This is a genomic window from Neobacillus massiliamazoniensis (assembly GCF_001048695.1).
Taxonomy (GTDB): domain Bacteria; phylum Bacillota; class Bacilli; order Bacillales; family Cytobacillaceae; genus Neobacillus; species Neobacillus massiliamazoniensis.
Genome location: NZ_CVRB01000003.1, coordinates 479,546 through 499,952, shown reverse-complemented (window position 1 = coordinate 499,952; position 20,407 = coordinate 479,546). Strand labels below are relative to the sequence as shown.

Genomic DNA, 20,407 nt, shown 5'->3' with positions numbered 1-20,407 from the left:
AACTTGATGGGCATGTGGCTGTACCCCTACAATTAAATTTCTATTATGATCCCTGATAAGACTCTTTATGAAAATCCCCAATAAATGCAAACAATTCCTCTCCACTTTCCGATAAAGTTGCCTCTGGCTGCAGCTTTAAATACATAGCTCGATAAGGTTCTGGCACCCAAATATAATGATGAATATATTCTGTTAAAGAAAAACCACAGCTTTTCCAAAAATCTATTCGAGCAAGATTCTCAGGAGTTTTATCAGCTTCTACTTCAATGACCAAGCCCTTAAAATCGCCCTCTTTGTTTGCCCAGGTTTTGATCTCTTCAAGCATTTTATGTCCAATTCCTTCTCCTCTTTGACTTTCATTTACTGCTAAATAATCGATTAGTAAAGACTGATATCCTTTTAATCTCCCTGTTAATGCCATTGCCAGAACTTGTCCTTCCTCTTCAAGCGTATGTAAAAAACAAATTTGTTTACGAAACATATTCCGTATAATTTTTTCAGGTTTGCCTCCTTTTTCAGCAAATGCTTGCTGATAGATGGATTTGACCTTACTCCATGTTTCTTCATCCCATTTATTAATGGTATTAAATTTCACCGACCAGTCCTCCTGAGTTCATAAATTGTATTATCCATTTTAACAGAATGTTTGATCAAAACCTCAATTGCTCTGGAAAAATAAAAAAGAACCTTTGAATGGGGATCAAAGGTTCAAGGAGGGCTAGTGGTCTAGAACTATACCCTCATTTTAGGAGGTCTAAACTCAGAAGAATTTAAACAATTATATAGTATCATTTTCGGAATTTTCTTTCAACAAATTAAAGGAGTAAAGTGTAAAAGTAGTTCTATAGCCATATTCTTTTAGTTATTTTTTACTAAGACCTTTTTAGCTTCTTGTTGAATATTTGGCTAAAACGCACTATTTTTGGTTTTAGCACTTGCTTAACTATTTCGCTCAATTTAATCCCCTATTTTTACTCTAAAAGGAACTTACAAGCAAAAAATATGATTTGTATGAAAGAAAGGTTCATTTGCTTATATTTTCGGTATTATTTGAGAAATTTTGGGTTCATTGCTAAGACTTCGGGGTTTGTTAAAAATGAGAGCTATTAACATCATTTTTTCTTCTTTGAACCCAGTTTTGACGTTAATGAGGGCTATTAACGTCATTTTTTCTTCTTTTGAACCCAGTTTTGATGTTTATAAGGGCTATTAACGTCATTTTTTCCTCTCTTGAACCCAGTTTTGACGTTAATGAGGGCTATTAACATCATTTTTTCTTCTTTTGAACCCAGTTTTGAAGTAAATAAGGCTTATTAACGTTATTTTTTCCTCTCTTGCTCCCAATTTTGACGTTAATGAGGGCTCTTGATGTCATTCTCCCTTCTTTTATACTCAGTTTTGTCACCAATGAGGGCTTTTGTCGTCATATTTGAAAATTAAAAATAGGAATCATTAATGTCATTTATATAAAATCATGATGTTCCGATAACATAATATTGTTATGTAAACTCACTTCGCTATTCCAATCACCTTGAAGCTATTTATGTGACTGGCTAACTCACTCTTTTTACTGATCAGATTACGAATAATATTTTTGTAAAACCCGATTCTTCCGCTTTTAATGCATATCATCAATACTAACAATTATTTTGTTTGTTATAATGAACCTATTAAAATAATGAGGTGAGGACGATGTGTGGACGATTTACATTAACGGCTTCCATTGAGGAAATCATCGACCGTTTTATGGTTGAATCCTTTCTCGAGGAAGAGCTGTATTCCCCGAGCTACAATATTGCCCCATCACAGTCCGTTTTAGCAGTCATTAATGACGGTAAATCAAACCGGATGGGGTTTTTAAAATGGGGATTAATTCCCCAATGGGCTAAAGATCCGACGATTGGCAATAAACTGATTAATGCCAGAGCTGAAACTCTAACCGAGAAGCCAAGTTTCCGAAATGCCTTTAAGAAGAAACGATGTTTAATCATCGCGGATAGCTTTTATGAATGGAAACGTCACGAAAATCAAAGCAAAACTCCCATGCGAATTAAACTAAAGACAGATGATTTGTTTGCAATGGCAGGCATTTGGGAGAGCTGGAAATCACCTGAAGGAAGATCAATTTACTCTTGTGCTGTTATTACCACTGAGCCAAATGAACTGATGAAAAATATTCATGATAGAATGCCTTGTATTTTAAAGCAAAGCGATGAGAAAATCTGGTTGGACCCAGCATTAACAGATTCAGCATATCTAAACCAATGTTTACAACCATTGGATGAGGCTTTAATGGATGCTTATGAAGTTTCGTCCCTCGTTAATTCACCAAAAAATAACTCGATCGAACTGGTTAAAAAAATTGGTTAAGCCAGGAGTAAAAAAATTTTTAAAAATGGACATGTTCACTACATCCACGTACAAGCTAAATCATATTCTATATTAACCCATAAAGTTTTCCTTTTTTAAAAGTGGTTTAACACCACTTTCTTTTTTTGTAAAAATTCTAAAAAACACAAAATTTACATTGCTTAATTTTTCAATTCCAAAATTGTTCTAAAAAATAATACGATTCATGGAAACCTCCCATGCTTCTTTATCCTCAGCAGCTTGAGTATCCGCCCATAACTCCATGTCCGCCATTTCCTGAATATCCAGTCGTACTATTAAATTCTCCATTTCCATGTCCTCCTGTACTACCGTATCCACTATGACCTAGAGATGAGCTATATTTTGGATAACCTCCATATACGGTGTATCCACTTCCAGCATAATCTGGAAATCTTCCTATGGTACCGGATAAAGGAACGCTTACCGGGCTAGGAGCACCACTCATGCCGCCCATTCCTCCCATGCCAGGAACACCGCCCATGCCGCCCATTCCTCCCATGCCAGGAACACCGCCCATGCCGCCCATTCCTCCCATGCCAGGAACGCCACCCATGCCGCCCATTCCTCCCATGCCAGGAACACCGCCCATTCCTCCCATTCCTCCCATGCCAGGGAATCCGCCCATTCCTCCCATTCCTCCCATGCCAGGAACACCGCTCATGCCGCCCATTCCTCCCATACCAGGAACGCCACCCATGCCGCCCATTCCTCCCATGCCAGGGAATCCGCCCATTCCTCCCATTCCTCCCATGCCAGGGAATCCGCCCATTCCTCCCATTCCCATGCCAGGGAATCCGCCCATGCCGCCCATTCCCATGCCAGGGAATCCGCCCATACCGCCCATACCAGGGAATCCACCCATACCGCCCATACCAGGGAATCCACCCATGCCTCCCATGCCAGGGAATCCGCCCATTCCTCCCATGCCAGGGAATCCGCCCATTCCTCCCATGCCGCCCATTCCTCCCATACCAGGGAATCCACCCATACCGCCCATGCCAGCCATCGGTAACATTCTTGTGTTCGTCATTTGTATACACTCCTTTTTCTAGATTACAGTCTAGACTATGTTGCAGATTGAAAAGAGCATAGACTTATGCCCAGATACGCAAGAAAAACCGCAGGACATGTTAGCATTATTGAAAATATGGTCTTAGAGCGAACACTCTTGAATACACTATAAAATATAATTTTTCGGAATGTTGGAAGAAAGGGGAATGAAAATTGTTTTTTATCCCTACAAAGGTTAATATTGCCACGTTAAAAATCAATTGTCCTGACCAAATGAGTTCAGTTTTTGTTGGTTCTACGATGAAAGTAGGAGTACATGTCTCTGCCAAAAAAAATCAGGCCTTTGGTCAGCAACTCGCGGATTGCACTACTACTATTATCCCTATCGGCATTACACTAGATGACAATGAAATTCATGATAGCACTTCAACCAAACTATATAACATAATAAATGCTAAGGAGGGATTAAGTTGATCATTGCACCAATGGCAGTTAATCTTCTCGGTTTTAAAATAAATACACTTGACAATGCTTCCTTCACTAATTTTGGACCAAATCAATTTATTGACCAGCTTGTCACCTACAAAAGGAATTATGGTGTTGGGGAACTAAATGGTGATATATCTCCTATTAATATCCCTATTTCATGGGTAATTGACCCCGATATCTCGGAGAGCAATGCAGTCAAAAACAGCGTGATTTAAGTATTTTATCAAATTTGAGGTGATAAATAAGTGGTCGTATTCTCACCAGTGCAAGTAAATCTCTTAGGAATAAAAATAAATTCATTGGATAATGCATCCGTGATGAACATTGGGCCAATCCTATACATTGACCAGTACATTTCCTATAAAAGAAACCAAGGATACGGCGAACAAAATGGAGACATTGCCCGATACTTTATCCCGATTTCTTATGTATTTGACGCTGATATGAACGATGGTTTGTCTGCTAAATATAGCATCATTTGAAAACTAATAATAAAATCCCCAATCCTTTTTGGATATGGGGATTTATTCCTTTTTTATTTCCTTAATTAATTTTAAAGCCATTTTTAGGAAGCCTTCGAATTCAACAAAAATCACATGATTTTTGTTTGAGTTTCAGTTTTCCTATAACTCCAAGTGTAAAATATACATCTCACCTTTTCTTCCCATTGCCCTAATCCCTTTATCGACAAAACCGCTGCTTTTGTAGACATGTTGCGCAACAAGGTTACCAAGATTAACCGCTAATATGATTTCATTGATTTCTGGAAAATGCTCTTTGACAAAGGAAGGCAGTAATTTTAACGAATGTTTCGCAATGCCCTTTCCCTGGAAGGATGAATCAACGGAATAAGACCGTAAAAGAAGTGCCTTTTGGTTCCCATAGAATTCTTTTACTCCTTCCCATCCATGCAGAACAAAGAAGCCTGCCGTCTGGTCATCTGATAGAATTAGAACCGGAGCCCGTCCTTCCTCTTCTTCACAGAGACCGATTGCATTCTGCGGGTGGCTGGTAAATTGGTTATGCTCTTCTGTTAAATAGTAATTTTCTAATTGTTGCTTGTATTTAGGATCAAAAAATTCCAATCGGATTGTACCTACGGTTTTTAATAAGTCTCCCATTAACTTTTCCTCCATGATTGCAAAATATTATTAAAAAAAATTCGCTTTTCTTCATGCTTTTCCCTTCTTCTGCAATTATGGAAAAGAATTAATTTATTTTTCGTGCGAAATCCACCATTCTTTTACATCATATATTCCGCTTACATCCTTTTTTGGCTTTTCAAAAACCTCTAAGGACCCGTCCTCATTTGAAAATGAAAGAATATAATGGCTTGGAGTTTCGCCAATCACTCGAAACGATTTGGTTTCCCCGTTTTCCATTTCGAACATAAACACATTTCCACATATAACTTGATCAGTGGTAACTAAATTTTCCAACTAAAGATCATCTCCATTAAATGATTTACTACCACTTTAACAAATTCACTTAAAATAAAATGAATCTAAATTTGAAAAATTTGTGAAACTAAAACTAGTAAGTCCTATCACTAATTTAAAACAAATTTAATTCAATTTGTTAATAAACTTTCTTACTCCTGAGAATTGACTAAAGGATTGCTACTTCAATTGGTAAAATACATAATTACATTCATTTTTTCCTGTATCTTATAGATGCATAATATGTATGGTAATGACTCCTTATGTATCACCGATTACCCAAGAAAGGTCTGTAGTTGAGCGCTACTACGGTGTTAAATATTGCCACTTTTCATCAGGGTAAAAATTCAAACTTTTACCCTAGATATTATAAATTTGTTCACCAAACTTAAAGTAATATAGAAAAATAAAATGTTTAGACATAGCGCAAATATATTTAATGCGATAGAAATTCCCCCGTAATAATTCAGCGATTGAACGGGAAAACCAAATGCTACATAGTCTCCTTTATAAAAAGGAAAACACATTCCTAAAATCGTTAAGCTAAAACTTAAAAATAACCTTTTCTTTCTTTGTTTTAAATATTTCATTTTTAGTCACCTCAATCTATAAAACCATTCATCCCATGATATGCTATGCAATTACTTTACTATTTGTTCCATTTATCATTAATAGCCCCCTTTTCATAATCCCTTACTAAATTTACCACAATAATCCATCATTGTAATCACTAGTATTATAATATTCACAAAATTGCATAAAAATAGACATATAAAAAGACAACTAACTTCTTCAGTCAAAACGACTCTTCTTGAAAGCCCACAAAAAAAGGACCTTCCGAATTGGAAAGCCCTCATTGATAGGTGCCTGACACTAGTAGTTATGTTAACTTGGTGCCTGACACCCACCTGGGATGTTAACTGTTGCTTACTTCTGTTGTTTTGGCTGGGATTAGGAAGCTGAGTAGTACAGTTATGATACTGAAGCAAAGTGCGTAAAGGAATACGTTTTTCATTCCGATAACGATGCTTGCAGCGTGGTTAATGAGGAGACCCATGATGGTCACCCCGATGGATGTACCGATATTTCTCAAGAACATTTGCAGGGAGGTGGATACCCCTTTAATATGAGATTCGGCAAATTCCTGTGAGGCGATGGTTCCAACAGCAAACAACAAGCCGAAAGAGAACCCTTGAACCATCAAAATACAAAACAAACCAGAGTAGGACAAATCTTTGATAAATAAAAATAATGCTAAGCCTGAAATAGCGGTTATGAAGCTGCCAATGATAAATAAGTTTTTGTATCCAAAGCGAATGATCCATTTTCCTGCAGGGGTACTGCCAAACATCCAGCCAATCGCAATACTTAACAGAATCAAGCCGCTTTTATATATACTCATATGATTCCCTTGTTGAAGAAACAACGGAATAAAGTTTGATGTCCCAAAAAAGGAAAGACAATAAAATAACATGAAAAGGTTTGTCGTTAGAATTCCTTTGTTTTTAAACAACGCAACAGGTAAAAACGGCTCCGCTTCTTTTCTTTCAACTAACAAGAAGACAATTAATCCGATCAAGCCAATCACGAGGTACCATAATGGGTTTTTTACGTTCGTGGATAACAATAATAGTGTAATAGAAATTCCGAAGAGGAAAAAGCCTTTATAGTCGATATGGGTCTTTTTAAATTCCATTTTTTCCTGATATGGCATCAAGCAAAGAACAGTGGCAATGCCGATTGGGATATTGATAAAGAAAATCCACCGCCAGGTTAAAGTTTCAACGAAGAAAGAACCTAAAATGGGGCCAACAATTGAGGACAATGCCCAAATACTGCTAAAAACTGCTTGAATTCTTCCCCTCTTCTCAATCGAAAACAAATCTCCAACGATAATCATCGAAAGAGGAAGCATTCCACCTGCACCCAAGCCTTGCACTCCTCTGTAAACAATCAGCATGACCATCGAATTGGCACAACCTGCAAGGATGGAGCCTAACGTAAATAGCCCAACCGAAAGAATAAGTAGATTTTTTCTTCCGTACATATCGGATAATTTCCCGTAAAGCGGTACCGTAACCGTACTCGCTAGCATATAAACAACAAAGATCCAAGCAAAGTATTCCATTCCGCCAAGCTGTTTGACGATCGTCGGACTAGCCGTTTGCATAATATTGGAGTCCAGTGCTGAAATGAGGGTATTAATTACAAGCCCCCAAAAAACATATCTGTTTCTATTCATATAAACCTCTCAAACCCCTTTATTTTTTTCCTATTTTTCCTATATGGATTTTTCTCCTTTTCTATTATAACAAAAATCTATATCCCTATGTTGTAATCAGAATTTTAAAACAGGCTATGTTTAAGAACAATGTTGAAAATGCGAATTAAGGGTAGCCATTTTGACTTCCCATAATTCGCATTTAAAGAAATATACGTATTATATTATTTTGAAATACTACTTCATTTTACAAAGATACAATACCGTCTCATAATCAAAAATCACATTCCCATTTTTATTGTGTTTTTTGAATAGAAGTTCAAATACTGAAATCATCGTACTAAATATTTTTTTTTCTTCACTAGGAATATAGGAATAAGATAATAAATCTCCTTGTAGTATCTCTAAATTAAATGTCTTAGAATTATTGAACACCTCTTTGTAAATTGTTTTTGATCCGAAGAAATCAGAAAAATTTGTATTAAATGTTTTACTAACCTCACTATCAGAATATTTTCTAATTAATTCTACATATTCATTCATAAATTCACTGCCAGATTTTCTTCTGTTATTGATTATTACTACGAACCCATCAGGTTTCAATATCCTAAAAAATTCTTTTTTTGTAGGCTCTGGTTCAAACCAATGAAATGATTGTCCGCAAACAATTATGTCTACTGATTCTGATTCTAAATTAGTATTTTCAGAAGAAGCATCTATAGAGGTAAAATTCGTATAGTTATTAAGAAATTTTTCTCCTGCTCTCCTCATATCTGCATTAGGCTCTATACCATATACTTGATTTCCATTGTCCAAAAATAATTTGGAAGAAATACCAGTTCCAGAGCCTATGTCAGCAACTATTAATTCTTTTGTGAAACTTGCATTTGTATTTAAAAATTTTATTATATCATTTGGATAGTTGGGTCTATATTTTACATAATTTTCTACGCGATTACTAAATCTTCCTTTGGGATTAAGTTCTGATAAATCCATTTTGTACCTCCATAGCCTAAAAATAAAAAGATAGATAAGCAGTAATATAGCTTATCTATCCAAGCCAAATTAATTGACGAATCGGTCTGATTTCCCACTGGAACTCCAGTATTCATGGCGAAGGTGAACTTTTTGGATTTTTCCAGAAGCCGTTTTCGGCAGCTCTTTGACGAACGTAACTCCGGTGACGGCTTTAAAATGAGCTAACTTTTCCCGAGAAAATGCGATAATGTCGTCCTCGCTTACCTGTTGATTATCCCTTAATACTACATAAGCATGTGGCGTTTCACCCCATTTTTCATGTGGAACGGCAATAACTGCAGCTTCAAGAACAGACGGATGCTCATACAAGGCCCCTTCGACTTCAATCGATGAAATATTTTCTCCACCGCTTATAATGATATCCTTTTTCCGATCGACAATATCGATATGACCGTCCTCATCAATCGTCCCCATGTCGCCGGTATGGAGCCAGCCATTCCGAATCGTTTCCATTGTTGCCTCGGGATTTTTCCAATATCCTTTCATGACTCCGTGACTTCTCACCACCACCTCGCCTATTTCTTTACCGTCATGGACCACTTCCTCGCCAAGATCATTGACAATCCTGACATCACAGCCTATCATCGGATATCCAGCTTTTGCTTTGATTTTTGACTTCTCGACGCGTGACAAATGAGCGAACTGTGAACGAATAGTTGAAAATAGGCTTAATGGCGTCGATTCTGTCATGCCATATACTTGAATAAATTCCCATCCTAATTCTTTTTCAACGCGGGTGACAAACGCTGGTGGCGGTGCAGAACCAGCAATAACGACACGAACATCCTGATCAAGAATCGGCTTATTTTTTTCAAAATAAAGTAAAAGTGAATTTAACACGGTCGGCGCCATATGAAGTACAGTTACTTTATTATCCTGCATCGCTTTAAAAATCGATTCTGGCGTCGCTCTTTTTAGACAAATATGCGTCGCCCCATTGGCTGTATAATAAAATGGTGATCCCCACCCGTTCACATGGAACATCGGCAGAACGTGAAGGTAAACATCGCGGTCACTAACGCGTAAATGGTGCATCGTACTTAAGGCGTGCAAATAATTATTACGGTGTGTCAGCATCACGCCCTTTGGATTTCCGGTCGTACCACTGGTATATAACAGGCTGCACACATCATCTTCATGAAGGTCAGCACGATCAAAAGCAGTAACCGTATAGTTTGAAAGCCATTGGTCGTAATCGATTTCTCCCGTTTCCTCATCCTTATACTGAACAATGATTTTCTCAACCGTTGCCAGCTTATGTTTAATAGGAACGATTAAGTGATATAAGTCCTGGTCCACAAAGAGCACTTTTGATTCACTATGGTTTAAGATGAACAAATAATCATCTGGAATCAGCCGAATGTTGAGTGGAACCATTACTGCCCCAAGCTGAAAAATGCCGTAAAAGCCTTCAAGCATTTCAACTGTATTAGGTGCTAAATAGGCAACCCTGTCCCCCTTTTCCACGCCAAGCTCCCTTAATCCGTGTGAAAGCTGATTCACTCTACCATTTAGTTCCTTGTATGTAAAACTACGCCCCTCACACACAACAGCTTGTTTGTCACCATACAGAGCCGTGGCACGGTCAAGAAACTCCGGTAAGATTAATGGTACATTCATTTCCTCCACTCCTTTATTAAAAATTGGAATTTTCTAAATTAACTATATCATACCTTTTGTAATAATTGTTATACAACAGAAAACTTTCCAAAAATCAAAATTCTGTTTTGGATTTGCTCTGAATACCATTGAAATAGTCAGTAATTTTTTTACTTGGCTTCCATAAACATAGAATATACGTTCGAAAAAAGGAGAGGATGATCTTGAAGGATACTTTCATTACAGGGGATATGCTGGTGCAGTATTATGAATTGAATAAACAGAAAAAGGAAATCGAGCTGGAAATGGATACATTAAAGGATGCTTTCCATCAATACTTTAATCAATTGATTGGACCAAATGATAAAGGTGAAATTACCATTAGCGGCTACAAGTTACAGAGGCAAATTAGAAAAACAGAAAAATACAACGACGAAGAAACGATTAAAAGATTAGAAGAATTACAATTGAATGATTTAATCCAAGTAGTTAAAAAACCGGATGATGTTAAAATAAAATCTGCACTTCACCTCGGATTGTTAAAGGAAGAGCAATTAGATGGCTGTATCATAACAACATACTCACCGGCGATCTCTGTTAAAACGCTTGCACCGAGGTAAGGCGTTTCGCAGATATAATGTTTTTTTCGCAGATATCTGCATAAAAATCGCAGATAAAGCTTTGTTGCGTCCATATTTTCGAGTACTTATTAAGGAATAATCTAAAGGACAACTCTTGGGAACTATTTTTACATTAATAAAAAGCAAAAACTATGTTAAAGAGGCACTTTTTTAATTATTAGTGCCCCTTTTTCTTTATTATTTAGAATCTAAAGGAACCTTGATCGGCGGTAAGTCCTTTTCAGGGTATAAGATAGGAAAATCCATTCCTAATGAATAGTTTTCCATGCTGAAATTTTTCAAACCGTACTTACCATCTAATTTAAAGGTTGATTGAAATTTTAATTGTTTTTCGTCCAAAACGGTTACCGTATTTCCTTTGATAATGTGACCAATTGGCACAACTTCTTTGCCGATATAGGCAGAATCAACTAAACTTAGATTCTCTCCAAAGTTTTTTATTTCATTAATGCTCTTATGTTTCGTGTCCACATGATCTAATGTGTATTTCACGATTAATTGTTGATTATTTTGCTCGATTTTCTCAACCTTTAACTTACATCCGTATCGAGCACTCTGAACTTCAAATGCAGTTTTTCCGCTTAATGGATGTAGAATAGTCGGTTCGGTCTCCCTTAGGTATGGATAAACCATGATGAATTTTGCATCATCGGGTATTTTTTCAAACAGGGAGCGCTCATCTGATTCAATTGTGTTTCCCACTTCTTTTCTTCCAAATTCATTTCCTGAAACAAGCAAGCGAATTTCTTTCCCTTTATCATCTGTTACTTTATCAATTCGCATTAGATCTTCTTTACCAATAAGTGAATAGACCGCTTTATAATCAAGGGCTACTGTTTCTTTTCCAACTGTAATCGTTTCGAGGTTTAATACATGCTCCTTATCAGCGCTCGATACAACTTTCCCAACGTTTATTTTTTTATTAGGTAATTGACTTATCGGAATATTAAAATTCCATGTTCCTTTTGTTTGATTAATAGATGTCAACGTTAAAGGCAGTGTCAAATTATGTGGAAGTTCCTTTTCCGGATAATCAAGTTGTATGTGACCAATGCCATCTCCTTCTGGTGTTACGATTCCAGAGATTTGAGTTCCTACCATCCATTTAAAGCTGCCATCCGCTAATTTATAGTCGAAAGCAAATTGCTTTGAGTTCTTTTTCAAATGATCCACCTTAAAGGTGACACCGATTCTGCATCCATCATAATACACACTGTTTACCGTGACCCCGACACCATTGCTGACAGCTCTTTGATTCAATTCTGTTACGAGCTGACTAGCTGCTAGTTTTTCTCCAACCGGATCATGTAAAGAAGAATAGATTTTTCCTATAATCGGCACTGCAGCTAAAACTCGTCCTAATTGCGGAAAAACAAATCCTGATCCGAAGAAACAAATACAGGCTATAGCGGCTGCGATTGGAACTGTATATCGTTTTTTATTTTTATTATTTACTGATTTTACTTGTTGTGCTTTGGCGATGCCCTTTTTAATGGCTGCCTGAACCTCTGTTTGGGGAACATTTATTTTGTTCATCTCGCTTGTAAACCATTGTTTATCCACGTATGATCACTTCCCTCTATGTATTTCTTTAACAATTTTCTTGCTCGATGCAAATGCGTCTTCACCGTTCCTTCAGGTATCTCCATCTGCTCGGAAATTTGTTGAATCGATAAATCATGAAAATAATACAAAATAATGGCTGTCTGATAATTTTCATCTAATTGATTGATCGCTTCTCTTAAATCAATGTTTTGTTCGGTTTGGGTTGCTTTGTCCCCCATCTTGTCATTTGTTTTGATCTTTTTTTCCTCGAAAAGGGTGAACATCTTCTTCTTTACACGTAACACCTCGTTTGCACAATTGATCAGAATTCGTGTCAACCATGTCATAAAGAATTCCGGATTTTTTAATTGTCCGATCGCTATATAAGCTTTATAAACTGCTTCCTGTACGACATCTAAAGCATCCTCTTTGTTTTGCACATATAAAAAAGCGGTTCGGTATAATTGATCCTGATAAAGAAAGATCAATTCTTCAAAAGCAGCATCATTCCCTTTTTTAGCCTTTTTGACTAGTTTTATCACATCCATTTTTCCCCTCCTCTTTTTTTCTAAGTCTAGCCTTTCGTTTTTCACCTATTAGATGGAATAGTCTTATGCTCGGTTTCAATAACTTTCCAAAATTAATTTCAGAGTTAAATAAATTTAATTGTTTCTAGTAACATTCTAGTAATTTAATTTTCAATCAAAATCAAAGAGGACTTCATTATATCATTATAGAAAATATTAACTGTAATAATTTTGAAAGGAGCGTATAAAATGGCAAGTCAAGAAAGTTTACTCATAAGACAATTTTTAAAGCAGTCCACTACCAAACAGACTGGGGAATTCAATCTCGAGAAGGCTAGACAAGGTCTGGAGAAATTATCAGGACTATCTCAGCTAGACTCGGATATTACTGTGGAAAAATTATTGGTTGAGGGAATTCCTGCAGAGTGGGTCTTTGCACCGAATGCGGAGTCGGATAAGGTTTTCCTTTATCTTCATGGTGGCGCCTATATCATGGGAAGCCTGAACACGCATCGGAATTTGGTTGCGAAACTTTCTCGTTCGACAGGTATGCGTGTACTTGTCATTGATTACCGTCTTGCACCTGAACAGCCATTCCCGGCAGCAGTCGAGGATGCCGTTTGTGCCTACCGTTGGTTACTTTCCTCTGGTTTTGCACATGAAAAAATCGTCATTGGCGGTGATTCTGCCGGCGGCGGTCTTACGCTGGCCGCGCTTTTATCATTAAAAGATTCAGGGACCAAACTTCCTGCAACGGCCATTCTTCTCTCACCTTGGACGGATCTAGAAGGAACAGGAGAATCAATGGTAACACGTAAAGAGCTTGACCCTTGGTTATCGCCTGATTCTACGCGAGCAGTGTCAGCTATGTATAGTGGGGAACACGACTTGCACCATCCGCTTATCTCACCGATTTATTCAGAACTAGCCGATCTTCCTCCTCTGCTTATACATGTCGGTAATGACGAGATTCTATTAGACGACTCAATCCGCCTAGCTGAACGGGCTAGGAATGCCGGAGTTGAAGTAACTCTTAAAGTTTGGGACGATATGTGGCATGTATTCCACACCTTTCCAATACCTGAAGCAAAGCAGGCTATTGATGAAATTGGTGAATATGTAATTGGTGAGCTCGAAAAAGTAAACTTCTAACAATAAACGGGCTGTCTAAAAAGTTCCTAGAATAGTAAAGAAGTTGGCGAAACACATTTGATTTTTCGCTAGCTTCTTTTTCTTTCTTCCCTTTTTGATCAAAGCGATACTCACCTAATAAGTTGATATGCTCCCATCCTAATGGAGATATATGTTTTAATAAATCTTCTCGTAAATCTCCTTTATTCAGGAGTAAATCTGTAGCCTTTCCTAGATAAACTGTATTCCAAACGCTAATATCCCCTGATACTGCGTTCGGTTAAAATCTTTTCCGCTTTTCTTGTCTAAAAAATATATCGTTCTTCAATTCCTATATCGCGAATTTTTTTTAGTTGTCGTTAGGGATTTTGATCCTTAGCCGAAACACGAGCATAACCAAGTTTCAATAATAGCAATTCCCTCTGGTAAACTATGTAAAAAAGAATTTCAATAATGTGATATTTTTCAAAACTAAAAAAAGCTAAGATTTAATCCTCTAGCTTTTTGTGCGTAAGAATATCATTTAAATAAAACGAACATCTCTATAAATAAAATCACCGTTTGGATTTGTTTCATAATCAAAACAGATTAACTGAAAAGGATTACTGTCTTTTGTTTGAATTGAACCTAATATTTTTATCCCATTTTTAAAAAATATTTCTTCTACTTGTTGAAGCGATTTACCTTCTTCAGAAAAATTTAATTCGTTTATGATCTTTTCTTTATCCTGTGCATTTTTTAGGACTATTTGAGTGTTATACAAGGATTGAATTGGAAGAAAGCTCTGTTTACAAGAAACAGAACCCTTTTTCTTACATATACTGAAGAACATCCATTACATAGGAGGAGTAAGACCAGGAAGATTAGGAACGACTGTAGTTAAAGTAACTGCAAGTTGCTGAGTTTGTAATACTTTTACAGTAAGCTCTAGGACGAGTTTTTCAGTCAACGTGATAAAAAATCCCTCAGCTGCTGGCTCCGTTGGCGAAAAATCAAGTTCAAAGAAGTTTGCGGCTACTAACTCACCAAATGGCTGTTCATTGAATTTGACAAGATTGTTGAAGAAGAATTTATCCAAGCGAGCATTTAAGTTGTTTACGTCACTAAGGAAACTAGACTCGGAAGATTCATTAATACCTAAGATTGGTAGATTAATGAGCGTTCCAGCCGCTACACTAAGTTCTGTAAAGCCAGTGAATGGAATATCGACAACTGTATCTGTAAGAAATACAGTACATACCGATGTAATCCCAGCCTGAGTATATTCAATATTTTTGCGAATATGCCCTGCTATAAATAATTTAGCTCTTGAAAAGGTAAAAAAGTCAGTACCGTCAACACGTGTAAATGGTGCAACCGGAACAATTTTCACTTGATCGAGAAATACATTTTTTGTGACTCTTTTAATTTCAGTTGCTGGAGGATTATTAAGGGTAATCGTTGTCTCAATCGGAATTTGGATTGTTGGCTCTGCTAGAACAACAGGAACTTTAATCCTACTAACAGTTGGTCCAGCTACTGTTGAGGTATTTGCACTCGTAAATGAACTTAGTGGTGTTGGTGTTACTGGACAAGGACCTGGAGGATCGGATTGACTTGCTTGATTGGGTTGAAGATTATCATTACATCCCATTAAAAACACCTCATTTCATTATAATTTTTTTAGGTTTTACATTGTTAAAGTATTCTTTGGACAAGTTAAAGAATGGACAAGTATAATAGTCATTAACATATTTTTATAGAAATGGGCTTTTTGGGCGAGCAGCCAGGTCAAACGGAACAACCAAAAGAGAAAGATACGATTAATAGAGAACTGATAGCCACTACAATCCAAGAGAAAACACGACATGGGAGGATTTCGTTAGTTACCAACGGCATGTATCCTTACCGTTCTATCATTTTACACATCACTTATCACAATTAAATGGACTCGAGTAAAGTCAAGAATTGTGAAATATTGTACTTAAACAAACGGGTGCTTTAGTAAAATTCCTGAGGAGCTATTGTGGCAGCTCTTTCGCATTTTTCAATCTACAACAATCGGGAGCGATTGTTGTAGATCATCGGTAGAAAATGATCAAACTTTTTTATAAAAATTGTATAGTGCTTCATAAAGAATGAACCTGTTTTGAACAATCCTTTTCAAAACAGGTTCATTTAATTTAACGTAAAATGTGGATTTGCGGGGTGTTTTTAATCAATTTTTATTTTAAAGCAACATTTATAATAACTCGCCTAAAACAGATTTTATTGGGAAACTGCGAATTTCTATGATTCTCCCTTCAAGGTTGACCCCCATAATATCACCTCTTTACCATGGGGATTGTCGAGAAGGGATAAATTTGAAAAAATGGCTCCCTTTATTATCATAGATCCCTGGATTTTGATGCGTTAGTGGTTAAATTGTGATCAAGTCGCTCCCGTTGACTTCTTTAAAATGGCTTAACGACCATAAGCACCAATATGGCAATCATCAGCAGCTGTGCCGCCGTCTCCATTGGTACGATTTTTTTCATCAACAGACCGAACTCGGCGGGTATTTCATTACCCTGGTCTTGACTTTCAGATACGATCTTTATGATCTTTTTCATACGCGGCTCGATCAATCCGTCGATCATGACGACCATGAGCAGCAATAAAAGGAAGGATACATTCAACCACATTTGAGATAACCCCATCTTGGTTATGATCATAAGCCAAACCCCGGTTATAATAAGAACGGCTCCGCCAATTTTAGGTATTATGGCAAGTTTGGTCGTTATACTAAAAGCAAAGCGCAGTTGACCGACGGTTCTCACGGATCTTCGAATGATGGGCATCACGAAAGCTGGACCAATTATGGCGATCGCAGCCAATATATGCAAAACGAGCAGTAATCCAAACAAACCGATCATCTCCCTTTTCCTCAGTGCACCAGAATATCGCTTTGATAGGCAAGACCGACCCTTTTTCTTTTAAACGATCCTCCTAGCTCTATATGGTCCAGCATACATTTCGCGACATCGTCATAAGCAACAACCAGCTCTTGAAGTCGGCTGAACAAGTGACGGGCTATATCTGCCTCGGAATATTCCTTGATCATCTCCGGAATCGGAACGGGCAATGTTTCCGTTGTTACATGCAGATGAACCGGATCTGGATGCTCTATCGAATCAATCATTGTTCCCGGACACATAATGGACCAATCGAGTTGAGTCTGCTGTAGCCGTTCGAAATTCCGGTTGTGATTTTTATACTCAGGCGGGAAGCCGGGTAAATTGTTGCCGATAAGATCGGTATATGGAATACCCAGCAGTCCGGCTCCTCCCATCATCCATACCCGCCCAGAGAAACTTGGTTGGCATTCACATTGGGTTATAATGTTATCGACGATACGAACAAACTCTTCTCCCTGGCCCGCATGGCCGGCTGCAATAATAGCGGCGTTTTGATGCGCGAGCGCCTCACCGACGATGACCGGATCCATAATATCGTCCACAATCACTTTCACATGCTGTGCGGAATGCTCACCTAGTTGATCATAAAGCTTCTCAGAATTTCGCACAAATGCTGTCATTTCATGCCCCATTTTTATCCCCCGCGCCAACACTCTTTTTCCTGTATTCCCCGTCGCTCCAAAAACAATAATTTTCATTGTTCTTTCCTCCTCTTAAATGGCTCCTAATATTTGGTTAACTCAAGCTTAGCACCGTTTTAATATTATGTTAAGAACCCACTTTAAAGTACGGTACTTACTTAAAAGTAAGCATGACAGAATGGGATGACTTAATTGTTCACGCGGAGTTCTGAGAACAGGAAATTTCTAAAGACAGATTGGCGACAATCCTACACCATCAGGAGTTTTATTAACTCAAACCAGAAAATTAATTCATAACAGGAGTGCCGACTGTAGGTAAACAAAAGCTGCCCGGTATCCCGTGGCAGCTTTTGTTTTGAGTTGATTGAATTAGTGTACAAGTTCATTGAACCAGCTTTAAGACGCTGATTCTTTATATTTCCGCTTATTATGATTTTCTCCCCAAGCACACATGACTTCTGCTACAGGGATTAATTTTTTGCCGTATTCACTAATGGAATATTCTACTTTTGGAGGGATGGTAGGGTAGACCGTTCTATCGACTATGCCTTCTCGTTCCAAATCTCGGAGATGTTGTGAAAAAATTTTTTGTGAAACATCAGGTATAAGCTTTTCCAGATCGTTGAATCGCTTATTGGATTCAATCAAATGCCATAAAATCATTGGCTTCCATTTGCCACCTAAAACATGAATAAGTGTCTCAACTGGACATTTACGCTGATGAATCATTGATAAATCATCCCCTTACATTTAAGTAAGTGCATTATCTAAAGTAAACACTTAACAAAATTTCACAAGAGATATACTAACAATTCAATCAAATGAAACTAAAATGGGGCAATGGAAAAAATAAGCATACCTGTTCTTGTAGTTTTATAAAAAAGATTGATCATTTAAAACAAAGTTCGATTATGTAAAATATAGATTGAACATTTATAATAAAATTTGATTAAAATCTGTTTTTACAGGATTTTTTTCTTTAACTATAGGGGCAGCATTCCTGTAATAAATGAAATTAGTTCTAAAGTTTGTGAAAAAATGCACTTAAACTAACAGGTGCAAGAATTGAAGAAAAGCAATGCTTTTTTCGGCATTGCCTTTTTTACGACCCTTCTTAAAAATACTTCCTATAAAGCTCTTGCCTTAAACTCCCGCTTAACTGAGCATATATCCTCATAGTCTCACTTTTCTCGTGACCTAGTAAACTCTGCATGACTTCAAGAGGGGCACCATTATTTAACATGTGAGTAGCATAGCTCTGCCTCAGCTGGTGTGGATGGATCGTTTTATTAATTCCTGCCCTTTTTGAAATCCGCTTAATGATGTATCTCATTTGGGCAATACTCATTCGATGAGGATACCGTTCGGTGACAAAAATGGCTGTATCGCAATCCTGGCGTTGTTCAAGGTATCGTTTAAGCCAAATTTCGCAGCGATATTAAAATAAACTTCTCTTTCTTTATCTCCTTTTCCCCTAACAATGGCAGTACGGTTTGACCAATTTATTCCACTCCTCTGTAATGTAACAATTTCTCCTATGCGGCATCCTGTAGAAAACATGAATTCAAACAATGCCTTTTCCAATGGACTGGAACACGCCTCACGTAAATGTTCAATTTCAATTTCTGTTAAAAACTTAGGAATTCGTTTCCCTGCTTTCGGTTCCTTTATTTTAGTAGCAAGATTTTTTGAAACATGTCCTTCCTCGTGTGGCCAACGAAAAAATGATTTCATAAAACGTATTCGGTGAGATAAACTTGAAGGTTTTAGGGTTTCGTAAGACTTAGCCAGGTAATCTTTTAGATGAACAGTGGATATGGTATCAACTTTAACGTCCTTTAAATATCGAATAAGTAATGTTACGTATATGTAATTTCTAACCCATAATCCCGAGTACTTACCACTAATAAGAAGCCCTTCTGCTGAGAAGCTAACGCTACCATTTTGTTTGCCATTATTCAGTAACCTCTGTCACCCATAGTTCTTTGTGCAGCAAAAATAACTGCATTATTAAGGTGGTTCAGGAATTTCAATCCATAAGATTGGATGTAAAATTCAGCCCATAATGTAGCCCAAGATAACTGTAATCTAAGATTCTTCTCCATTAGTCTTCAATTTTCTGTTTTGTTGCAACAGCAAATATAATCTACGAACAAGTGTTTCTTTCCTTTTTTTCTTCTCTAACACTTTACTTTTAAGATTAAATGACATATTCGCACCTCGAAAAATTTTAAATTTAGTATTTCGATTATCAATAGCCTATATATATGTGTAAGTTAAAGGTTGATAGAAAAATCGTATTGGTTTGTAAGAAAGTTTACTTTTTACTTCTTTTATGGGGTCTTTATTACCTCGATGTCTTGTTTATTAAGTGTGATCGGACTTTTTGCTTAACGCTTATATTATTCGACAATATTCTTGTTTTTTTGTACTTCGTCTATTAAAAATATCCTCTATAGGAAATAGACATTCCCAAATCTTTCAAAAGAAACACCTCTTTTTGCTTACCAAATTTATCTTAACCGTAAGCAGAAGGTCTCTTCAGAGGATGATAAACTAACTTTTATAGAACCGATTAAGTGTGTGTGAAAAATAAGAACATAACAAAAGCGGGGTTTCTCGAGATTCTTCGTTTGTAGTATGCTGAGGTATTTAAAAAATGAAATCGTCAGTGTTTACATACTTTTATGTGGATATAAGTTTATGAAGGATTGTACTTAAATTAAAGGGGCAGATAGTTCAATAACAATATGGTTATATGTGGTAAATTAACTATAAAATAAAAGGTTGGAGTGTGG

21 protein-coding genes and 2 pseudogenes are annotated in these 20,407 nt (G+C 37.0%); 7 read left to right on the top strand and 16 right to left on the bottom strand.

Going from position 1 to position 20,407, the window contains the following annotated elements; genetic code table 11:
- Nucleotides 1–43: 43 nt before the first annotated feature.
- Nucleotides 44–595: a GNAT family N-acetyltransferase gene (locus tag BN1082_RS15130; RefSeq protein ID WP_090635424.1), complete on the bottom strand. Its 552-nt coding sequence runs from the start codon at nucleotides 593–595 to the stop codon at nucleotides 44–46.
- Nucleotides 596–1,692: 1,097 nt separating this feature from the next.
- Between BN1082_RS15130 and BN1082_RS15125 the strand changes: the two genes are divergently transcribed.
- Nucleotides 1,693–2,370: an SOS response-associated peptidase gene (locus BN1082_RS15125; RefSeq protein ID WP_090635423.1), complete on the top strand. Its 678-nt coding sequence runs from the start codon at nucleotides 1,693–1,695 to the stop codon at nucleotides 2,368–2,370.
- A 232-nt stretch (nucleotides 2,371–2,602) separates the two neighbouring features.
- Here BN1082_RS15125 and BN1082_RS15120 read toward each other — a convergent pair whose 3' ends face one another.
- Complete coding sequence (locus BN1082_RS15120) at nucleotides 2,603–3,421, bottom strand: hypothetical protein (protein WP_176699819.1); 819 nt, start codon at nucleotides 3,419–3,421, stop codon at nucleotides 2,603–2,605.
- 194 nt (nucleotides 3,422–3,615) lie between these two features.
- Between BN1082_RS15120 and BN1082_RS15115 the strand changes: the two genes are divergently transcribed.
- Genes BN1082_RS15115 through BN1082_RS15105 form a run of 3 tightly spaced genes read left to right on the top strand, consistent with a single transcriptional unit; the run spans nucleotide 3,616 to nucleotide 4,373 of the window.
- On the top strand, nucleotides 3,616–3,876 hold the full coding sequence (locus tag BN1082_RS15115) for a hypothetical protein (protein WP_090635422.1): 261 nt from the start codon (nucleotides 3,616–3,618) through the stop codon (nucleotides 3,874–3,876).
- Complete coding sequence (locus BN1082_RS15110) at nucleotides 3,873–4,106, top strand: hypothetical protein (protein WP_090635421.1); 234 nt, start codon at nucleotides 3,873–3,875, stop codon at nucleotides 4,104–4,106. The genes BN1082_RS15115 and BN1082_RS15110 overlap by 4 nt, the downstream gene beginning before the upstream one ends.
- A 30-nt stretch (nucleotides 4,107–4,136) precedes the next feature.
- On the top strand, nucleotides 4,137–4,373 hold the full coding sequence (locus BN1082_RS15105) for a hypothetical protein (RefSeq protein ID WP_090635420.1): 237 nt from the start codon (nucleotides 4,137–4,139) through the stop codon (nucleotides 4,371–4,373).
- Between the two features lie 141 nt (nucleotides 4,374–4,514).
- Here BN1082_RS15105 and BN1082_RS15100 read toward each other — a convergent pair whose 3' ends face one another.
- The 5 genes from BN1082_RS15100 to BN1082_RS15075 all read right to left on the bottom strand — a co-directional run bounded on the left by BN1082_RS15100 (nucleotide 4,515) and on the right by BN1082_RS15075 (nucleotide 10,209).
- Complete coding sequence (locus BN1082_RS15100; RefSeq protein WP_245640446.1) at nucleotides 4,515–5,027, bottom strand: GNAT family N-acetyltransferase; 513 nt, start codon at nucleotides 5,025–5,027, stop codon at nucleotides 4,515–4,517.
- A gap of 78 nt (nucleotides 5,028–5,105) precedes the next feature.
- Complete coding sequence (locus BN1082_RS15095; protein WP_090635418.1) at nucleotides 5,106–5,330, bottom strand: hypothetical protein; 225 nt, start codon at nucleotides 5,328–5,330, stop codon at nucleotides 5,106–5,108.
- Nucleotides 5,331–6,246: 916 nt separating this feature from the next.
- Nucleotides 6,247–7,572 carry an MDR family MFS transporter gene (locus BN1082_RS15085; protein ID WP_090635416.1) on the bottom strand — a complete coding sequence of 442 codons (1,326 nt, stop codon included), beginning with the start codon at nucleotides 7,570–7,572 and terminating at the stop codon, nucleotides 6,247–6,249.
- 216 nt (nucleotides 7,573–7,788) lie between these two features.
- Nucleotides 7,789–8,547, bottom strand: coding sequence for a class I SAM-dependent methyltransferase (locus tag BN1082_RS15080; RefSeq protein WP_090635415.1), 759 nt, complete (start codon nucleotides 8,545–8,547; stop codon nucleotides 7,789–7,791).
- A 69-nt stretch (nucleotides 8,548–8,616) separates the two neighbouring features.
- Nucleotides 8,617–10,209, bottom strand: coding sequence for a long-chain-fatty-acid--CoA ligase (locus BN1082_RS15075; RefSeq protein ID WP_090635414.1), 1,593 nt, complete (start codon nucleotides 10,207–10,209; stop codon nucleotides 8,617–8,619).
- Nucleotides 10,210–10,406: 197 nt separating this feature from the next.
- Here BN1082_RS15075 and BN1082_RS15070 point away from each other — a divergent pair, with 197 nt between their 5' ends.
- Nucleotides 10,407–10,808, top strand: a complete 402-nt coding sequence (locus BN1082_RS15070; RefSeq protein ID WP_090635413.1) for a hypothetical protein — start codon at nucleotides 10,407–10,409, stop codon at nucleotides 10,806–10,808.
- 198 nt (nucleotides 10,809–11,006) lie between these two features.
- Here BN1082_RS15070 and BN1082_RS15065 read toward each other — a convergent pair whose 3' ends face one another.
- Together BN1082_RS15065 and BN1082_RS15060 are read right to left on the bottom strand one after the other, a co-directional pair.
- Entirely contained in the window at nucleotides 11,007–12,392 is a 1,386-nt protein-coding gene (locus BN1082_RS15065) for a DUF4179 domain-containing protein (RefSeq protein ID WP_090635412.1), read from the bottom strand.
- Nucleotides 12,362–12,922 (bottom strand): sigma-70 family RNA polymerase sigma factor, encoded by a 561-nt coding sequence (locus tag BN1082_RS15060; protein ID WP_090635411.1) that lies wholly within the window; start codon nucleotides 12,920–12,922, stop codon nucleotides 12,362–12,364. The genes BN1082_RS15065 and BN1082_RS15060 overlap by 31 nt, the downstream gene beginning before the upstream one ends.
- Nucleotides 12,923–13,150: 228 nt before the next feature.
- Between BN1082_RS15060 and BN1082_RS15055 the strand changes: the two genes are divergently transcribed.
- A complete protein-coding gene (locus BN1082_RS15055; RefSeq protein ID WP_090635410.1) occupies nucleotides 13,151–14,053 on the top strand; it encodes an alpha/beta hydrolase in 903 nt (300 codons plus the stop codon).
- A gap of 106 nt (nucleotides 14,054–14,159) precedes the next feature.
- Here the strand turns inward: BN1082_RS15055 and BN1082_RS28920 are convergent.
- The 3 genes and pseudogenes from BN1082_RS28920 to BN1082_RS15040 form a co-directional block, all read right to left on the bottom strand.
- A pseudogene (locus BN1082_RS28920) lies at nucleotides 14,160–14,291 on the bottom strand (Tn3 family transposase); the annotation flags it as partial.
- A 264-nt stretch (nucleotides 14,292–14,555) separates the two neighbouring features.
- On the bottom strand, nucleotides 14,556–14,795 hold the full coding sequence (locus BN1082_RS27645; protein WP_090635409.1) for a hypothetical protein: 240 nt from the start codon (nucleotides 14,793–14,795) through the stop codon (nucleotides 14,556–14,558).
- Between the two features lie 72 nt (nucleotides 14,796–14,867).
- The gene (locus BN1082_RS15040; protein WP_090635408.1) at nucleotides 14,868–15,665 is read right to left on the bottom strand and encodes a CsxC family protein; all 798 of its coding nucleotides are present in this window, start codon (nucleotides 15,663–15,665) and stop codon (nucleotides 14,868–14,870) included.
- 111 nt (nucleotides 15,666–15,776) lie between these two features.
- Here BN1082_RS15040 and BN1082_RS27640 point away from each other — a divergent pair, with 111 nt between their 5' ends.
- Nucleotides 15,777–15,956 carry a hypothetical protein gene (locus BN1082_RS27640; RefSeq protein ID WP_176699801.1) on the top strand — a complete coding sequence of 60 codons (180 nt, stop codon included), beginning with the start codon at nucleotides 15,777–15,779 and terminating at the stop codon, nucleotides 15,954–15,956.
- A 508-nt stretch (nucleotides 15,957–16,464) separates the two neighbouring features.
- On the opposite strand, the gene BN1082_RS15035 is transcribed toward BN1082_RS27640, so the two are convergent.
- The 4 genes and pseudogenes from BN1082_RS15035 to BN1082_RS15020 all read right to left on the bottom strand — a co-directional run bounded on the left by BN1082_RS15035 (nucleotide 16,465) and on the right by BN1082_RS15020 (nucleotide 19,478).
- The gene (locus BN1082_RS15035) at nucleotides 16,465–16,923 is read right to left on the bottom strand and encodes a DUF2269 family protein (protein ID WP_090636496.1); all 459 of its coding nucleotides are present in this window, start codon (nucleotides 16,921–16,923) and stop codon (nucleotides 16,465–16,467) included.
- Between the two features lie 14 nt (nucleotides 16,924–16,937).
- Nucleotides 16,938–17,666 carry an NAD(P)-dependent oxidoreductase gene (locus BN1082_RS15030; RefSeq protein WP_090635407.1) on the bottom strand — a complete coding sequence of 243 codons (729 nt, stop codon included), beginning with the start codon at nucleotides 17,664–17,666 and terminating at the stop codon, nucleotides 16,938–16,940.
- A 339-nt stretch (nucleotides 17,667–18,005) separates the two neighbouring features.
- Entirely contained in the window at nucleotides 18,006–18,338 is a 333-nt protein-coding gene (locus BN1082_RS15025) for a winged helix-turn-helix transcriptional regulator (protein WP_090635406.1), read from the bottom strand.
- Nucleotides 18,339–18,723: 385 nt separating this feature from the next.
- A pseudogene (locus tag BN1082_RS15020) lies at nucleotides 18,724–19,478 on the bottom strand (tyrosine-type recombinase/integrase).
- Nucleotides 19,479–20,407: the final 929 nt, after the last annotated feature.